A 16,105-nucleotide genomic window follows, 5' to 3' on the forward strand; every position below is an offset into this window, starting at 1 on the left:
CTTAGCCGATGCTCGACCACTTCAGCAGCTTCGTCACGTCCGACTTGATCTTGCTGGGGTTCGGATCCTTCGGGAAGCGCATCATCAGGTTGCCGTTCGGGTCGACCATGTAGATGTGGTCGCTATCCTTCGTGCCCGCGTCGGCCGGCAGCCACGCGGCCACCGCGGCCGGGTCGGCGACGAGACGGCGCGTGTCCGGGTACGCATCCAGCACATTCTGCGGCGTCGCGCCCGCGTCGCTGCGCAGCCACACCATCGTGAGCCGGTGCCGCTCGCCCGCCTGCGTGACGCGGATCTGGCGCATGAAATAGAGCTTCTTCGCGCAGGCCTCGTCGCACGCACTGCTGTCGGTCATCACGAACAGCCACACGCCGCGCAGCGACGACAGCGGCACGGTCTTGCCGGTTTCGTCGGTCACCTGCAGATCCGCGGGGATCGGACGCTGCGGCTCGATCAGCGTGCCGTAGTTGGTCGAGCCGCCCTTCGGCTTGATCACGTAATAGGTGAAGTACGACGCGATCATCGGTGCGGCGCACACGAGACCCAGCAGCACGAGCATCCAGCGGCCGCGCTTGCGGGCCGCCGGCGACATCGGCGCAGCGGCCGAACCCTGACGGGGAGATTGCATGGACAAATCAGACCTCTCGAAACAAACCCGCGGCGCCGGCGCCGCGTCCTGGCATGGCGCTCACGCGCCGGCCGACTTCTTCGCCGCACGCCGCGCGGCGTACAGGCCGAAGCCGAGCGCGGCCGCCGCCATCGCCCACCACTGAAACATGTAACCGTAATTGCGCTCGACGCCGGTCGTCGCCGCCGGCCAGTCGCGCACGAGCTTGTCGCCGTCGTCGCTCGTCTGCTGGATCACGAACGGCTGCAGCGGCAGCCCTGTTTCCTTCGCATACGCGGCGACGTCCAGGTTCTGCCGGATCTTCTGGTGCGCAGCCGACCCGCCTTCGCCGAGCTCGAATGCCCGCGACGCGTCGGCGCGCGCGATGCCCACGATCTCGACGTCGCCCGCGGGCGTCGCGAACGGCTCGATCGCCGTGCGATCGGCGATATTGCGCGGCAGCCAGCCGCGATTCACGAGCACGACGCCGCCGCCCGTGAGTTTAAACGGCATCACGACGTAAAAACCCGGCTGGTCGTTATACGGCCGATTGTCGAGGAACACGGCCTGCTCGGGCATGAAACGGCCTTTTGCCCGCACGCGATGAAACTCGATCGACGCGAGCGGGACCGGCTGCGCGCCGATATCGACGGGCACCGCCTGCTCGTAGCGCGCGATGCTCGCCTGCAGCGCTTCCTTCTGGTGCGCGCGGTCGCGCTGCCAGAAACCGAGACGGATCGTGACCGCGACGACGACGAGGATCAGCAGCGCGGGCAGCCAGCGTATCTTCATCATGCGGCCCGCCCGGCACCTGCTGACAACCGAAGTGCGATAATTATCCTCTTCCTTTCGAATTGCCGTCGTCCGGTTCGTGTCAGGCACATACTCGTTCCCATCGCCTTCGTCCTCATCATTGCCAGCATGGGCTCGGCGCTCTACTTCATGATGCACGACCGCGGCCACACGAAACGCATGGTCTGGTCGCTCGCCACCCGCGTCGGGCTGTCGGTGTCGCTGTTCCTGCTCATCCTGATCGCGAACTGGATGGGCTGGATCCATTCGACCGGCCTGCCGATCGGGCGTTGATCGAATTGCCGCCGCGGCCGCTGTGACATTTCGCCGCACAGCCGCGGCACCAAGCAAAAGCGCCGCCTGACTGAGTCGCGGCGGCGCCCGGGTGGTGAAGGCCGGCAGTCACGCTGCCCGGCCGACCCAATGAAAACGGCCCGCGCATTGCTGCGCGGGCCGTTGTTCCATTTACAGCCAGTAGACGACGACGTACAGGCCGAGCCAGACGACGTCGACGAAGTGCCAGTACCACGCGGCGCCTTCGAATGCGAAGTGGTGATCGGGCTTGAAGTGGCCGCGGATCATCCGCACCAGCACCACCGCCAGCATCGTGCCGCCGAGGAACACGTGGAAGCCGTGGAAGCCCGTCAGCAGGAAGAACGTCGAACCGTACACGCCCGAGTTCAGCGTCAGGTTCAGTTCGTTGTACGCGTGGTAGTACTCGAAGCCCTGCAGGAACAGGAAGCAGATACCGAGCGCGAGCGTCGCGGCCAGCCAGGCGATCGCCTTCTTGCGGTAGTCGTCACGCAGCGCGTGGTGCGAGATCGTCAGCGTCACGCCCGACGACAGCAGGAATGCGGTGTTCAGCGTCGGGATCGGCCACGGGCCCATCGTCTTGAAGTGACCGGCGAGCGCGGCGGGGCCTTCGTTCGGCCACACGGCGGAGAAATCCGGCCAGATCAGCTTGTAGTCGAGGCTGCCGAGCTGGTGCAGCGCGATTTCACGTGCATAGAACAGCGCGCCGAAGAATGCGCCGAAGAACATGACTTCCGAGAAGATGAACCAGCTCATGCTCCAGCGGTACGACTTGTCGACGTTCTTGCCGTAATGACCGCCTTCCGATTCGGCGATCGCGTCACCGAACCAGTGATACAGCGTGAAGAGCAACCAAAGCAGGCCGAGCAGCGCCGTAAACGGCGCCCAGTCGTGACCGTTGATCCACAGCGCTGTCGATCCGAGCATGACCAGCAGGCCGATGGCCGCGCTGATCGGATGCTGCGACGGATGCGGCACGAAATAGTACGGGGTCTGGTTTTGACCGCTCATGCTTGATTCTCCACTTCAGTCCAATTTGTGTACCGGAAACCGCTCCGGCTTTATTTCTTGCGCGGCGTGACCACCACCGCTCCTTCCTGCACGCGGCGCCGTGGCGCCGCGCACTGCATTCTTATTTCGTGGCCGCGGGCTTCAGCCCACGACGGCACGCACGATCAGGATCAGCACGCCGATGAACACACCGGCCGCCAGCAACGCGACGATCAGCACGTGCAGCGGATTCAGCTGCGTCGCGTCGGCCTCCAGGTCGCGCCGCTTGCGCACCCCGAAGAACGACCACAGCACGGCTTTCAGCGCCTGGCCGAACGACCCGTCCCGCTTGCCCTCCGTCATCGCCCCGCCTCCGTCGTCATGCGTCCGGCTTCGCCGCGCCCTGCGCCGCGGTCTTGCCCGGCGCGGGCGCCGGCGTGGCCGGCGTATTCAGCTCGAAGAACGTGTACGACAGCGTGATCGTCTTCACGTCCTTCGGCAGTTTCGGATCGATCACGAACACCACCGGCATCTTGCGCGATTCGTTCGCGGCCAGCGTCTGCTGCGTAAAGCAAAAGCACTCGATCTTCTTGAAGAACTCCGTCGCCTGCTTCGGCGCGTAGCTCGGAATCGCCTGGGCAACGACCGGCCGGCCCTGCCCGTTCGTCACGTCGTACACGATCGTCGTCAGCTCGCCCGGATGCACGTCGAGGCTGTTGTGCTCCGGCTTGAAACCGAGCGGGCCGCGCGCATTCGCATCGAACTCGACCGACACCGTGCGGCTGGTATCGACCTGCGAATTCTTCACCTCGCGCTCGCTGACATCGCGCTGCACCAGGTTGTTGATGCCGGTGATCTGGCAGATCGCCCGATACATCGGGATCAGCGCGAAGCCGAAACCGAACATCAGCCCGGCCACGACGAAGAGCTTCACCAGCATCGAACGATTGAACGCCCGATCGACGGCGCCCTCTTCCGGCTTCGACATACGACAACTTCCTCGCTACTGCGTCTGTTGCTGCATCAGTGAGTGGACAGCCACCACTGCTTGATCACGACACCCATAAAAAAGACGGCGGCGATGACGAGCAGGGTGAGGCCGAGCCGCTTGTTGCCCGCGCGGATCTGCTCGGGCGTTCGTCTTTGTTGTGGATTCCGGTTCATCTGCAACTTCGGTTCGACGCCCGCCGCGCCTGCCTGCGCGGCAGGCAGCGGCGGAACGCACTGTGAAACTTACTCGACGTGCGGCGGTTGCTCGAATGTGTGGAAGGGAGCCGGGCTCGGCACCGTCCACTCGAGGCCTTCCGCGCCATCCCACGGCTTGTCCGACGCCTTTTCCAGCTCGCCGCCGCCACGGTAGGCCGGCAGCGCGACCGCGAACAGGAAGTACACCTGCGCGAGGCCGAAGCCGAATGCGCCGATCGTCGCCACCTGGTTGAAGTCCGTGAACTGCGCCGGGTAGTCCGCGTAGCGACGCGGCATGCCTGCGAGACCGACGAAGTGCATCGGGAAGAACGTCAGGTTGAAGAAGATCATCGACGCCCAGAAGTGGATCTTGCCGCGCGTCTCGTTGTACATCCAGCCCGTCCACTTCGGCGCCCAGTAGTACCAGCCCGAGAACAGCGCGAACAATGAGCCGGCCACCAGCACGTAGTGGAAGTGCGCCACCACGAAGTAGGTCCCGTGATACTGGATGTCGAGCGGCGCCATCGCGAGCATCAGGCCCGTGAGACCACCGAACGTGAACACGAACAGGAAGCCGATCGCGAACAGCATCGGGGTTTCGAACGTCATCGAGCCGCGCCACATCGTCGCGAGCCAGTTGAACACCTTCACGCCCGTCGGCACCGCGATCAGCATCGTCGCGTACATGAAGAACAGCTGGCCGGTGACCGGCATGCCCGTTGCGAACATGTGGTGCGCCCAGACCATGAACGACAGGATCGCGATCGAAGCGGTCGCGTACACCATCGAGCTATAGCCGAACAGCGTCTTGCGTGCGAACGCCGGGATCACCTGCGACACGATCCCGAACGCCGGCAGAATCATGATGTACACCTCGGGGTGGCCGAAGAACCAGAAGATGTGCTGGTACATCACCGGGTCGCCGCCGCCTGCCGCGTTGAAGAACGACGTGCCGAAGTGGCGGTCGAACAGCACCATCGTGATCGCGCCCGCCAGAACCGGCATCACGGCGATCAGCAGGTACGCCGTGATCAGCCACGTCCAGGCGAACATCGGCATCTTCATCAGCGTCATGCCCGGTGCGCGCATGTTCAGGATCGTCACGACGATGTTGATCCCGCCCATGATCGACGATGCGCCCATGATGTGGACCGCGAAGATCGCGAAGTCCATGCCCGGGCCCATCTGCGTCGACAGCGGTGCGTAGAGCGTCCAGCCGGCGGCCGTCGCGCCACCCGGTGCGAAGAACGAACCGACCAGCAGCACGGCCGCGACTGGCAGCAGCCAGAAGCTGAAGTTGTTCATCCGCGCGAACGCCATGTCGGACGCGCCGATCTGCAGCGGAATCATCCAGTTCGCGAAGCCGACGAACGCCGGCATGATCGCGCCGAACACCATGATCAGGCCATGCATCGTCGTGAGTTCGTTGAAGAACTCCGGACGCATGATCTGCAGGCCCGGTTCGAACAGCTCGGCCCGGATGGCGAGCGCCATCACGCCGCCCGACAGGAACATGATGAACGAGAACAACAGGTACAGCGTACCGATGTCCTTGTGGTTGGTGGCGAACAGCCAGCGCCGCCAGCCGTGCGGCATTTCGTGCGCGTGGTCGTCGTGCGCGTGGTCCGCGGCTACGTCGTGCCCGATGCTAGACATGAGAATCTCCTAATGCGAATACGTCGACTAACTCAGCGACACGTCAAGCCGCCGGGCCGATCTCGACACGCCGGGCTTCCTTCGCGTCAGCCCCGCCCGTGATCGTTTCCGGCTTTTTGAGAATAATGTGGTCTTCCGCCACGCCTGCTGCCTTCAGCGCGTCGCGCACGGCTTGTGCGCGATGCTTCGCCAGTTCGGCGTTCGCGTCGGCCGAGCCCGTCTTGTCGGTAAAGCCCGACAGCGCGAGCTTCGCGTCCGGATGTGCCTTCGCATAGTCGGCCGCGGCGGCGATCGCCGCCTTCGCGTCGGCCGGCAGCACGCTCTTGCCCGTCTCGAAGTAGATCGTCGACAGTGCGGCCGATGCCGCTGCCGCCGGCTGCTCCGCGCCCGACGCAGCCTGCGCCGGTGCCGAAGCGGCTTCCGCCGGCGCCGCTGCCGCTGCGCCCGCCGCGTCTTCCGGCATCTTGCCGTTACGCGCGTCGGCCACTTGCTTCGGCTGCAGCAGGTCGTTCTTGTGGTTGCCCCACGAATTGCGTTCGTACGTGACGACCGACGCGATGTCGAGATCCGACAGCGACGCCCACGACGGCATCGCGCCCTTGCCATGCAGCACGCGCTCGACGTGGCCGGCGATCGGACCGTTCACGATCGGGCTGCCGTCCATGGCCGGGAAGGCGCCGAGGCCCTTGCCGCTCACCTGGTGGCAGGCCGCGCAGTTCGCCTTGTAGACTTCCTCGCCGTGCGCGACGAGTTCGGCCATCGTGTAGACCTTGTTCGGATCGACTGCGGCGCTGGCCAGCTTGGCCTTCTGCGCGGTGACCCACTTCGCGTAGTCGTCATCCGACAGGACCTCGACGACGACCGGCATGTACGCGTGCTCCTTGCCGCACAGCTCGGTACAGAAACCGCGGAACGTACCGACCTTGTCGGCCTTGAACCACGTGTCGCGCACGAAGCCGGGGATCGCATCCTGCTTCACGCCGAACGCGGGCACGTACCACGAGTGGACGACGTCGTTCGCGGTCGTGATGATGCGGATCTTCTTGTTGACCGGCACGACGAGCGGGTTGTCGACTTCCTGCAGATAGGTGTCGGTGATCGGCTTCTTGCCCATCACTTCGTCACGCGGGGTGCTGAGCGTCGACAGGAAGCCGATGCCCTCGCCCGGACCCTTCACGTAGTCGTAGCCCCACTTCCACTGGTAGCCGGTGACCTTGATCGTGAGATCGGCGTTCGTCGTGTCCTTCATCGCGACGACGGCCTTCGTCGCCGGCAGCGCCATCAGCACGACGATGACGAACGGCACGATCGTCCAGATGATCTCGACGGTCGTGCTTTCATGGAAATTGGCGGCCTTGTGGCCCTTGGATTTGCGGTGCGCGAAGATCGAATAGAACATCACGCCGAACACGCCGACGAAGATCACCGTACACAGGATGAGCATCATCGTGTGGAGATCGTAGAGCTCCTCGGCGATCTTCGTGACAGGCGGCTGAAAGTTGATCTCGTTGACACGGGGGCCGCCCGGGCTATCACCGACCGCCAGGGCGGCACCGGCAAAGAGCAATCCGCTGCATGCCAGCACGCCCGCGAGGGCTCGCTTGATTGTTTTCATAGCATCCTTACCCAAAATTTCCATTCAAACCCTCCCCCGTCGCAAGCTACCGGCCCTATCCGCCGGTGCCCGCGCCTCGTCAGCCGCAGCGCCTGAGCGACGCGCGCAGTTCGTCGGCGAACTGCGCCCGCTTGTACTGCGCGAGATGCTGCCCGATTACGACGGTCTGCCCGCGCGATACCAGCCGAATCGGATCGCGTGGCGTCGCACCCGGCTCGACCCGCACCCAGCGCGGGTTGAATTCGATCTGCGTGAGCCGCTCCGCATCCATCCGCTCGATCACGAGCCGGTGCGGATACAGCCTGATGCGCTCGTAATCGACCGCATGGCGAGCATAGATCGCAAATGCGACACCCACAGCCAGCAATTCGATTCCGGTGAAGGGCATGACGAGCCAAGCCCCCCGCCACATCAGCAATGTCGCGATCACCAGCGAGAAGCTCGCGAGCGACGCATAAAACAGCACGAACTGGCGCGGCGACGCCGAACAGTTGCGTTTCATGAGCCAGTCCTCGAGGACCGGCTCGCCGTTCGTCGTCTCCGCCAAAACCCTCGCTGCTTCCATCGCCGCCTCACGCGAATGGCATGCGATGCATGCCTGCATCGGACTCGTCGCCCCGTATTGCGGGGACCCCGGGACGACAAGCTGACGCATTATAGGCGGGTTCAATGGCATCCACAAGCAAGCGACTATCGGCCCGCGAGCCAAGCGCGACAAGCTTTCCGGCCATTTCAGGCGCCATTTCGACCCCGCTTTGCGCCGCTAATTTCAGACATAACAAAACCCCTCTTTACCGCTTTACCGATTCTTCGGACGCCCCTTTCCGATGTCCTCGATGCGCACGATCCCGTGCCCTTCGGCTGTCGTGCGCGGCACGGCCTTCCATGCATGGCCGTAAATCACTTCGAACGTCAGCGGAATCGTGCCGTCCGCGCGCCGGCGGGCCTCGAGCGCGTCGCCGAGCGCCGCGCGAAAGCGCCGCGTCGCGCGTTGCGGCGCCTCGCGGTCGAACGGATAGGCGCCCCAGCGGCGCACGTCGGCCAGCAGGGAGTCGGGGGTTTTGTAGGTGACGGTCAGCACTTCCTGATCCATCACGGGAATCTCGAAGCCGCTCTCGACGAGCATGTCGCCGAGGTCGTGCATGTCGACGAAATCGATCACGCGCGCGGCGGGCGGCGCCATGCCGAGCGCCGCTTCGGCGTCCGCGCAGGCCGCGCGCAGTTCGCGCAGCGTATCGGGGCCGAGCGTGCTGAACATCAGCAGCCCGTTCACGCGCAGCACGCGCTGCCATTCGGGTAGCACCGCGTCCGGGCGCGAATGCCAGTGGAGGGCGAGATTCGACCAGATCAGGTCGAACGCGCCGCCGGGGAACGGCAGCGCGGCGAAATCGGCCTGCGCGACGCGCGGGCCGCGCGGGCCCAGCGCGCGGCCGAGCGAGGCCGGCAGCCAGCGGCGCCAGCTCGTCTGCTCGACTTCGCGCTGCCCTGCTCGCGCGAGCATCGCGCCGGACAGGTCGACGCCGAATACCGGCGCCTCCGGAAAGCGCGCGCGCAGCGCCGGCAGGTCGTCGCCCGGGCCGCAGCCCGCGTCCAGCACGGCCGCGGGGCTCACCTTGATGTATTCGAGGCGCTCGTTCATGCGCTGCGCGATCTCGCGCGGCAGGAACGCGACCGCATCGAACGTGGCGGCACGGCGGTCGAAGATCCGCCGCAGGCGCCTTGCGTCATTGGCCGGACGGCCGGTTGAAGTCGAAGCTGGGGACATGTCGGGCACACTGGCGAAGAGCCCGAAGTATACTCGCTCGCCTCGCGGGCTTCATTGAGGCGGGGTGTCAGGAGTATTGCGATGATCCGCAGTTCCGCCCCGCGCACGATGCGCGTCGCTTTGTCGCAGGTTCGCGCGCTGGCAGCGCGCGTCGCCGCGGTCGCGCTGCCGAATCGCTGCGCACTGTGCGGCAATATGTCACACGCCGTGATTTGTGGCGCTTGCGACGCCGCGTACTGGAATGAAGCGCGGCTGCGCTGCGACGTCTGCGCGCTGCCGCTGGGCATCGGGCCATCGCGTTCGCCCCCGCTACGCGGCGCTCGCGCCGGCGCCGGCCGCGCGGCCGCATACCGGTGCGACGCGTGCCGCGCGGCGCCGCCGCCGTTCGATGCGACGCTCGCGCTGGCGGATTACCGCGCGCCGCTCGACGGACTCGCGCGCGGCCTGAAGTTTCACCGGCAACTCGCGCTCGGCACCGAATTCGCGATGCGGCTCGCCCGGTTGATCGACGATACGCCCGGCGCCGGCGGCTTCGACCTGGTGGCGCCGGTGCCGCTGTCGCACCGGCGGCTCGTCGCGCGCGGCTACAACCAGGCGTGGGCCATCGCGCGCCCGCTTGCGCGGCGGCTCGGCGTGCGTGCGGATGCGGCGCTGCTCGCGCGGGTCGCCGATACCGCGCCGCAGTCGCGGCTCGACCGGCACGCACGGCGCGACAACATGACGGCGGCATTCGCGGTGGCGGGTGGCGTCGCCGGCCATCACGTCGCGCTCGTCGACGACGTGATGACGTCCGGCGCGACGCTCGCGGCCGCCGCACACGCGCTGAAGGCGGCAGGCGCCGCGCGCGTGACGAATCTGGTTGCGCTGCGCACCGCCAGGGATTAATTAGATAGAGAGGCCAGCCGCCCGAACACGGCGGCGGCCGCCACGAACCGGCCGGCCGGGAACGCGCACATGGCGCTGCCCCGGCCGGCCCAGCCAGACCGAAACATGTTCAACGTCGTCCTCGTCGCCCCCGAAATTCCGCCGAACACCGGCAACGTGATCCGCCTGTGCGCCAACACGGGCGCGCGCCTGCACCTGATCGAGCCGCTCGGCTTCCCGCTCGACGACGCGCGGATGCGTCGCGCGGGCCTCGACTATCACGAGTATGCGCAGATGCGCGTGCACCGCGACTGGGATGCGTTCGTCGCGGCGGAAACGCCCGATCCCGCGCGGATGTTCGCGTTCACGACGCGCGGCTCGGGCCGCTTCCACGATCATGCGTTCCTGCCCGGCGACTGGTTCGTGTTCGGCTCGGAAACGCGCGGCCTGCCCGCCGAGCTGCTCGAACGCTTCCCGAACGAACAGCGCGTGCGCCTGCCGATGCGGCCGGACAACCGCAGCCTGAACCTGTCGAACACGGTCGCGGTGGTCGTGTTCGAGGCGTGGCGCCAGGCCGGTTTCGAAGGCGGCGCATGACGCCTGCGCGGCGCATCCCGCACCGCGGGACGCGTCACGTCCGCGCGAGCCGCGCGCGATACAGGTCGTAGATGTCGGGAGAAAAGCACGCGAACACCACACGTGCGAGATTCGGCGCCTGCGGCAGCATTTCGGCAACGGTGCCGACCGCGATCTCGACGGCTTCCTCAGCCGGATAGCGATAGATGCCGCAACTGATCGCCGGGAACGCGATCGACGTCGCCGCGACCTCCTCGGCCAGCTCGATCGCACGCCGGTAGCACGACGCGAGCAGGTCGGCCTCGCCGCGCCCGCCGCCGTGCCACACGGGCCCGACCGCATGGATCACGTAGCGCGCCGGCAGCCCGTGGCCGCGCGTGAGCTTGGCGTCGCCCGTTTCGCAGCCGCCGAGCGTGCGGCATTCGGCAAGCAGGCCGGGGCCGGCCGCGCGGTGGATCGCGCCGTCGACGCCGCCCCCGCCGAGCAGCGAGCCGTTCGCGGCGTTGACGATCACGTCGACATCGAGCGTCGTGATGTCGACGACCTGCGCATCGAGCGTGGTGGAATGGATCCGCAGCATGACAACCTCTCGGAACGCCGGAGATTGTTCAAGCGTAGCGCGCTTTGACACCGCGCGCCCGAAACGAACACGGCGCCGGGCCGCGTTACTCGGCGCGCGCGTCGCGCCGCAGCAGGCCGCTGACGGCGTCGCGCGGCGCGATGCCGTCGAACAGCACGCCGCACACGGCTTCGGTGATCGGCATTTCGATCGACTGCGCGCGCGCGATGGCCAGCACGGCCTGCGCGCAGCGCACGCCTTCGGCCACGTGGCCGAGCGCGCCGAGGATATCGCTCAGCGTGCGGCCGGCCGCCAGCTGCAGGCCGACCGTGCGGTTGCGCGACAGGTCGCCCGTGGCGGTGAGGATCAGGTCGCCGAGGCCCGTGAGGCCCGTGAAGGTTTCCGCCCGGCCGCCGAGCGCGACGCCGAGCCGCGACATTTCCGCGAGGCCGCGCGTAATCAGCGCGGCGCGTGCGTTCAGCCCGAGGCCGAGGCCGTCGGCGATGCCGGTCGCGATCGCGAGCACGTTCTTCACCGCGCCGCCGACCTCGACGCCGACCACATCGTCGCCCGTATAGATCCGCATCGCGCCGTGATGGAACGCGGCGAGCGTACGCTCGCGGCATTCGGCGGACGTGCTCGCCACCGTCAGCGCGACGGGCAGCGACTGCCCGACCTCGCGGGCGAAGCTCGGCCCGGACAGCACGCCGTTGCTGCGCTGTTCGGGCAGCTCGGCCGCGATCACCTGATGCGGCAGCAGATGCGTGTCGGCCTCGAAGCCCTTGCAGACCCAGACGACATGCGCGGGCACGCAGCCTGCGTCGCGCATCGCGTGACACAGCGTGCGCAGCCCGGCCACCGGCGCGGCGATCACGCACAGCGCGTCGTCCGCGGCGCCATGCGCGAGCGCGGCGCCGAGATCGGCGTCGTAGCGCAACGCGTCAGGCAGCGCGATGCCGTCCAGATAGCGGGAATTTTCGTGCCGGGCCTGCAGCCCGGCGATGAGCGCGGCGTCGCGCGCCCACAGAAGCGTATCGTGCCGCGCGGCCAGATGGCCCGCGAGCGCGGTGCCCCAGGCACCGGCGCCGAGAACGGCTACTTTCATACCCAGCACCGGTCCTCCGAGTGAAACGTCAGTTCAGCGTCGTGCCGTTCGGTGCGCCTGCTGCGGCACCGGCCTGCTGCTGAAGCTGCGCGAGGCGTTGTTCGTACAGCGCCTGGAAGTTGATTTCCGCCAGGTGGATCGGCGGGAAGCCCGCACGCGTGATCGCGTCGGCGATGTTCGAACGCAGGTACGGGAACAGGATCGTCGGGCAGGCGATGCCGACGAGCGGGTCGAGCTGTTCGTCCGGAATGTTGCGGATGTCGAAAATGCCGGCCTGCTTCGCTTCGATCAGGAACGCGACCTTGTCCTTCACCTTCGCGGTGACGGTGCCCGACACGACGACTTCGAACACGCTTTCCGCGAGGCGGTCGGCCTTGACGTCGACTTCGACTTCAACCGACGGCATGTCCTGCTCGAGGAAGATCGCCGGCGAATTCGGCTGCTCGAGCGACATATCCTTCAGGTAGACGCGCTGGATGTTGAAGAACGGTTGGTTTTCGACGTCGGACATGGTGTTTCCCTAAAAGTGGTGACGGGGCGGCCCGGCTTCTCGCCGGCCGCCACGGATGAATCCTGCGCGCCCAAGCCGCGGCGCGGCCGGCGGCCATTCTGCCCTAATCAGGCCGCTTGCAGAAGCGGAACGAGCCCGCCTTCGCGGTCAAGCTTCGACAGATCGTCGTAACCGCCGACGTGCGTGTCGCCGATATAGATCTGCGGCACCGTGCGGCGCCCCGTGCGCGTCATCATTTCGTCGCGGCGGGCCGGATCGCGGTCGATCAGCACCTTCTCGATCTGCTCGACACCGCGCAGCTTCAGCAGGCGCTCTGCCTGGATGCAATACGGACACACCTGCGTGCTGTACATCAAAACCTTGTTCACTTCGCCACTCCTTGTTTGACGACCGGCATCCCGGCCTGCTGCCAGGCGGCCACGCCGCCCTCGAGCACGTGCACCTCGGCGTAACCCGCCGCCTCGACCTCGCGCGCCGCCTTCTGCGACTGCTGGCCGTTCTGGCAGACGAGCAGCACCGGCGTGCTCTTGTTCTTCGCGACCTGCGCAATTTTCGCGCCGATCTCGCCCGCCGCGACCTGACGTGCCGACGGCAGGTGGCCGGCGGCGAAGTCGGACGCGGCGCGCAGGTCGATCACGACCGCGTTGCGGCGATTGATGAGCTGCGTCGCCTCCGCAGCCGACAGGCCGCCGCGGCCGCGGCGCAGCGCGGGCCAGGCCAGCAGGCCGCCGGATACCACCAGGATCGCGATAAGGGCCAGGTTGGTGTAATTGGTAAAGAACGTCACGGAATTCCGCCGGAAAAAGAGAAATCGGATGAGGACAATCCCGCCATTATAAAATAACCGTCTTGCGCGATGGCGGGCCCGGATCGGGTCCTGCGCGACGCGCCACAGCTTCCTTCACTACCGACCGCAAGATCCATGTACAAACTCGTTCTCATCCGCCACGGCGAATCGACGTGGAACAAGGAAAACCGCTTCACCGGCTGGGTCGACGTCGACCTGACCGAACAGGGTCGCAACGAGGCCTACCAGGCCGGCGAATTGCTCAAGGAGGCCGGCTACACGTTCGACATCGCGTACACGTCGGTGCTCAAGCGCGCGATCCGCACGCTGTGGCACGTGCAGGACAAGATGGACCTCATGTACCTGCCGGTCGTCCACTCGTGGCGCCTGAACGAGCGCCACTACGGCGCGCTGTCGGGCCTGAACAAGGCGGAAACGGCCGCGAAGTTCGGCGACGACCAGGTGCTCGTGTGGCGCCGCAGCTACGACACGCCGCCGCCCGCGCTCGAGCCGACCGACGAACGCGCGCCGTTCAACGACCCGCGCTACGCGAAGGTGCCGCGCGAGCAGCTGCCGCTCACCGAGTGCCTGAAGGACACGGTCGCGCGCGTGCTGCCGCTGTGGAACGAGTCGATCGCCCCGGCGGTGCGCGCCGGCAAGCAGGTGCTGATCGCCGCGCACGGCAACTCGCTGCGCGCGCTGATCAAGTACCTCGACGGCATCTCGGACAGCGACATCGTCGGCCTGAACATCCCGAACGGCGTGCCGCTCGTGTATGAACTCGACGAGAACCTGAAGCCGATCAAGCACTATTACCTCGGCGACCAGGACGCGATCGCGCAGGCGCAGGCCGCCGTCGCGAAGCAGGGCAAGGCGGGCTGACGCCCGTCGGCCGGGTGAGCCGGACGGGCCGCGTCCGGTGCGGCCCGCCCGGCCCCGTCCCTTGCCCTGCGCACCGCGCGAACCTTCGCGGCTCCGGCGCTGTCGAATCCGCTTTCGAACCCGCAGCGCGCCCGACGGTGCCCCGCCGGGCCGGCTCCGGGCCCTTTTCGACGCTTTTCGCGCCGTTCCACTGAGTTATCGGACGAACAGTTATACTTGTCCGCTACATCATCCCCGCTACCGCCACGCGCTTCCCGACCGCACCAGATCTCTATGCGAATGAAATTGAAGAACATCGGCCTGATTGCCGCGGGCCTCGCCACGGGCGTGTTCGCCACGCTGCAGGTTTCCGCATCGGCCGAGCAGACCGCCACGGCGCCGCTTCCCCTCGACCAGCTCCGCCTGTTCGCGGAAGTCTTCGGACAGATCAAGCGCGAGTACGTCGAACCGGTCGACGACAAGAAGCTGCTGACGGCCGCGATCAAGGGCATGGTGTCGAGCCTCGACCCGCACTCGTCGTTCCTCGACAAGACCGACTATGACGAGCTGCAGGAGCAGACGAAGGGCCGATTCGCGGGTCTCGGCATCGAGATCTCGCAGGAAGACGGCCTCGTCAAGGTCATCTCGCCGATCGAGGATACCCCCGCGTTCCGCGCCGGCATCCGTCCGGGCGACCTGATCACCCGCATCAACGACAAGCCGGTGCGCGGCATGACGCTCGACAAGGCCGTCAAGCAGATGCGCGGCGAGCCGGGCACCAAGGTCACGCTGACGATCTTCCGCAAGAGCGACGACCGCACGTTCCCGGTCACGGTCACGCGCGCGATCATCAAGGTCCAGAGCGTGAAGATGAAGATCCTCGATCCGGGCTATGCGTATGTCCGCATCACGAGCTTCCAGGAGCGCACGACGCCCGATCTCGCCCAGAAGCTGCAAGATATCGCACGCCAGCAGCCGAACCTGAAGGGCCTCGTCCTCGACCTGCGCAACAACGGCGGCGGCCTGCTGCAGAGCGCGGTCGGCGTGGCCGGCGCGTTCCTGCCGCCCGACTCCGTCGTCGTGTCGACCAACGGCCAGATCGCCGATTCGAAGCAGGTCTACCGCGATACGTATGACAACTACCGCCTGCCGTCCTTCGACGGCGATCCGCTGAAGAACCTGCCGCCGGTCTTCAAGACCGTGCCGATGATCGTGCTGACGAACGCCTATTCGGCGTCCGCGTCGGAAATCGTCGCCGGTGCGCTGCAGGATTCGAAACGTGCGCAGATCATGGGCAAGACGACGTTCGGCAAGGGTTCGGTGCAGACGGTCCGCCCGATGACGGCCGACACCGCGCTGCGCCTGACCACCGCGTACTACTACACGCCGAGCGGCCGTTCGATCCAGAACAAGGGCATCACGCCGGACGTGCCGGTCGATCAGTACGCCGACGGCGATCCGGACGACGTGCTCGTGACGCGCGAGGTCGACTACACGAACCACCTTGCGAACACGCAGGATCCGAACGAGAAGAAGGAACAGGAAGACCGCGAACAGCGCCGGATGGATCAGCTGCGCGTTCTTGAAGAGCAGAACGACAAGAAGACGCCGGAGCAGCGCCAGAAGGATCGCGATCGCAAGCCGATCGAGTTCGGCAGCGCCGACGACTTCATGATGCAGCAGGCGCTCAACAAGCTCGAAGGCAAGCCGGTCCAGGCATCGAAGTCGCTGCTCGCCGAGAGCACGACGAAGGGCCCGGCCGCCAAGGCTGCCACGGCTGCGAAGGCATCGGGCGCGAGCGCCGCGAAGCCGGCTTCCGCACCGAAGCCCGCGTCGGCGCCGAAGTAAGCGCCGGCCGGCATCCGACGGGCCATCGCGGGAAGACCGCGATGGCCCGTTTTTCATGCGCGCCTAAAATAA

Annotated in this window: 20 protein-coding genes; 5 read left to right on the forward strand and 15 right to left on the reverse strand. The window is 66.6% G+C overall.

Annotated elements, in window-relative coordinates; genetic code table 11:
* Position 1: 1 nt before the first annotated feature.
* Both CFB82_RS15870 and CFB82_RS15875 read right to left on the reverse strand, forming a co-directional pair.
* Complete coding sequence (locus tag CFB82_RS15870) at positions 2-628, reverse strand: SCO family protein (protein ID WP_089446476.1); 627 nt, start codon at positions 626-628, stop codon at positions 2-4.
* Positions 629-688: 60 nt separating this feature from the next.
* Entirely contained in the window at positions 689-1,399 is a 711-nt protein-coding gene (locus CFB82_RS15875; RefSeq protein ID WP_069249372.1) for an SURF1 family protein, read from the reverse strand.
* 42 nt (positions 1,400-1,441) lie between these two features.
* Between CFB82_RS15875 and CFB82_RS15880 the strand changes: the two genes are divergently transcribed.
* Positions 1,442-1,693: a twin transmembrane helix small protein gene (locus CFB82_RS15880; RefSeq protein WP_089484652.1), complete on the forward strand. Its 252-nt coding sequence runs from the start codon at positions 1,442-1,444 to the stop codon at positions 1,691-1,693.
* A gap of 171 nt (positions 1,694-1,864) precedes the next feature.
* On the opposite strand, the gene CFB82_RS15885 is transcribed toward CFB82_RS15880, so the two are convergent.
* The 8 genes from CFB82_RS15885 to CFB82_RS15920 all read right to left on the reverse strand — a co-directional run bounded on the left by CFB82_RS15885 (position 1,865) and on the right by CFB82_RS15920 (position 8,922).
* Complete coding sequence (locus CFB82_RS15885) at positions 1,865-2,722, reverse strand: cytochrome c oxidase subunit 3 (protein ID WP_069248926.1); 858 nt, start codon at positions 2,720-2,722, stop codon at positions 1,865-1,867.
* Between the two features lie 141 nt (positions 2,723-2,863).
* Entirely contained in the window at positions 2,864-3,064 is a 201-nt protein-coding gene (locus tag CFB82_RS15890) for a DUF2970 domain-containing protein (RefSeq protein WP_069248927.1), read from the reverse strand.
* Positions 3,065-3,080: 16 nt separating this feature from the next.
* Positions 3,081-3,689, reverse strand: coding sequence for a cytochrome c oxidase assembly protein (locus tag CFB82_RS15895; RefSeq protein WP_011353276.1), 609 nt, complete (start codon positions 3,687-3,689; stop codon positions 3,081-3,083).
* A 35-nt stretch (positions 3,690-3,724) separates the two neighbouring features.
* Positions 3,725-3,865, reverse strand: coding sequence for a cytochrome oxidase small assembly protein (locus CFB82_RS43240; protein WP_089446478.1), 141 nt, complete (start codon positions 3,863-3,865; stop codon positions 3,725-3,727).
* Between the two features lie 69 nt (positions 3,866-3,934).
* Positions 3,935-5,542 (reverse strand): cytochrome c oxidase subunit I, encoded by a 1,608-nt coding sequence (ctaD, locus tag CFB82_RS15905; RefSeq protein ID WP_069248929.1) that lies wholly within the window; start codon positions 5,540-5,542, stop codon positions 3,935-3,937.
* A 43-nt stretch (positions 5,543-5,585) separates the two neighbouring features.
* Positions 5,586-7,181: a cytochrome c oxidase subunit II gene (gene coxB / locus CFB82_RS15910; RefSeq protein ID WP_089446479.1), complete on the reverse strand. Its 1,596-nt coding sequence runs from the start codon at positions 7,179-7,181 to the stop codon at positions 5,586-5,588.
* 55 nt (positions 7,182-7,236) lie between these two features.
* Positions 7,237-7,761: a DUF2244 domain-containing protein gene (locus tag CFB82_RS15915; protein ID WP_069248931.1), complete on the reverse strand. Its 525-nt coding sequence runs from the start codon at positions 7,759-7,761 to the stop codon at positions 7,237-7,239.
* A 195-nt stretch (positions 7,762-7,956) separates the two neighbouring features.
* Positions 7,957-8,922 carry a methyltransferase domain-containing protein gene (locus tag CFB82_RS15920; protein WP_089484653.1) on the reverse strand — a complete coding sequence of 322 codons (966 nt, stop codon included), beginning with the start codon at positions 8,920-8,922 and terminating at the stop codon, positions 7,957-7,959.
* Between the two features lie 81 nt (positions 8,923-9,003).
* Here CFB82_RS15920 and CFB82_RS15925 point away from each other — a divergent pair, with 81 nt between their 5' ends.
* Together CFB82_RS15925 and trmL are read left to right on the forward strand one after the other, a co-directional pair.
* Positions 9,004-9,807, forward strand: coding sequence for a ComF family protein (locus tag CFB82_RS15925; RefSeq protein WP_089484623.1), 804 nt, complete (start codon positions 9,004-9,006; stop codon positions 9,805-9,807).
* A 105-nt stretch (positions 9,808-9,912) separates the two neighbouring features.
* Entirely contained in the window at positions 9,913-10,383 is a 471-nt protein-coding gene (gene trmL, locus CFB82_RS15930) for a tRNA (uridine(34)/cytosine(34)/5-carboxymethylaminomethyluridine(34)-2'-O)-methyltransferase TrmL (protein ID WP_011353282.1), read from the forward strand.
* 34 nt (positions 10,384-10,417) lie between these two features.
* Here trmL and CFB82_RS15935 read toward each other — a convergent pair whose 3' ends face one another.
* The 5 genes from CFB82_RS15935 to CFB82_RS15955 form a co-directional block, all read right to left on the reverse strand.
* Positions 10,418-10,942 carry an O-acetyl-ADP-ribose deacetylase gene (locus CFB82_RS15935; RefSeq protein ID WP_089446482.1) on the reverse strand — a complete coding sequence of 175 codons (525 nt, stop codon included), beginning with the start codon at positions 10,940-10,942 and terminating at the stop codon, positions 10,418-10,420.
* Between the two features lie 85 nt (positions 10,943-11,027).
* Complete coding sequence (locus tag CFB82_RS15940) at positions 11,028-12,026, reverse strand: NAD(P)H-dependent glycerol-3-phosphate dehydrogenase (protein WP_089484624.1); 999 nt, start codon at positions 12,024-12,026, stop codon at positions 11,028-11,030.
* Positions 12,027-12,054: 28 nt separating this feature from the next.
* A complete protein-coding gene (secB, locus tag CFB82_RS15945; protein ID WP_011353285.1) occupies positions 12,055-12,537 on the reverse strand; it encodes a protein-export chaperone SecB in 483 nt (160 codons plus the stop codon).
* A 107-nt stretch (positions 12,538-12,644) separates the two neighbouring features.
* The gene (gene grxC, locus CFB82_RS15950; RefSeq protein WP_039346228.1) at positions 12,645-12,905 is read right to left on the reverse strand and encodes a glutaredoxin 3; all 261 of its coding nucleotides are present in this window, start codon (positions 12,903-12,905) and stop codon (positions 12,645-12,647) included.
* Positions 12,902-13,324: a rhodanese-like domain-containing protein gene (locus CFB82_RS15955; RefSeq protein WP_059506565.1), complete on the reverse strand. Its 423-nt coding sequence runs from the start codon at positions 13,322-13,324 to the stop codon at positions 12,902-12,904. The genes grxC and CFB82_RS15955 overlap by 4 nt, the downstream gene beginning before the upstream one ends.
* Positions 13,325-13,459: 135 nt before the next feature.
* Between CFB82_RS15955 and gpmA the strand changes: the two genes are divergently transcribed.
* Both gpmA and CFB82_RS15965 read left to right on the forward strand, forming a co-directional pair.
* Complete coding sequence (gene gpmA / locus CFB82_RS15960; protein WP_027789056.1) at positions 13,460-14,206, forward strand: 2,3-diphosphoglycerate-dependent phosphoglycerate mutase; 747 nt, start codon at positions 13,460-13,462, stop codon at positions 14,204-14,206.
* Between the two features lie 273 nt (positions 14,207-14,479).
* Positions 14,480-16,033, forward strand: coding sequence for a S41 family peptidase (locus CFB82_RS15965; protein WP_069248937.1), 1,554 nt, complete (start codon positions 14,480-14,482; stop codon positions 16,031-16,033).
* The last annotated feature ends 72 nt before the right edge of the window (positions 16,034-16,105 follow it).

Source organism: Burkholderia sp. HI2714, from assembly GCF_002223085.1.
Lineage (GTDB): Bacteria > Pseudomonadota > Gammaproteobacteria > Burkholderiales > Burkholderiaceae > Burkholderia > Burkholderia lata_D.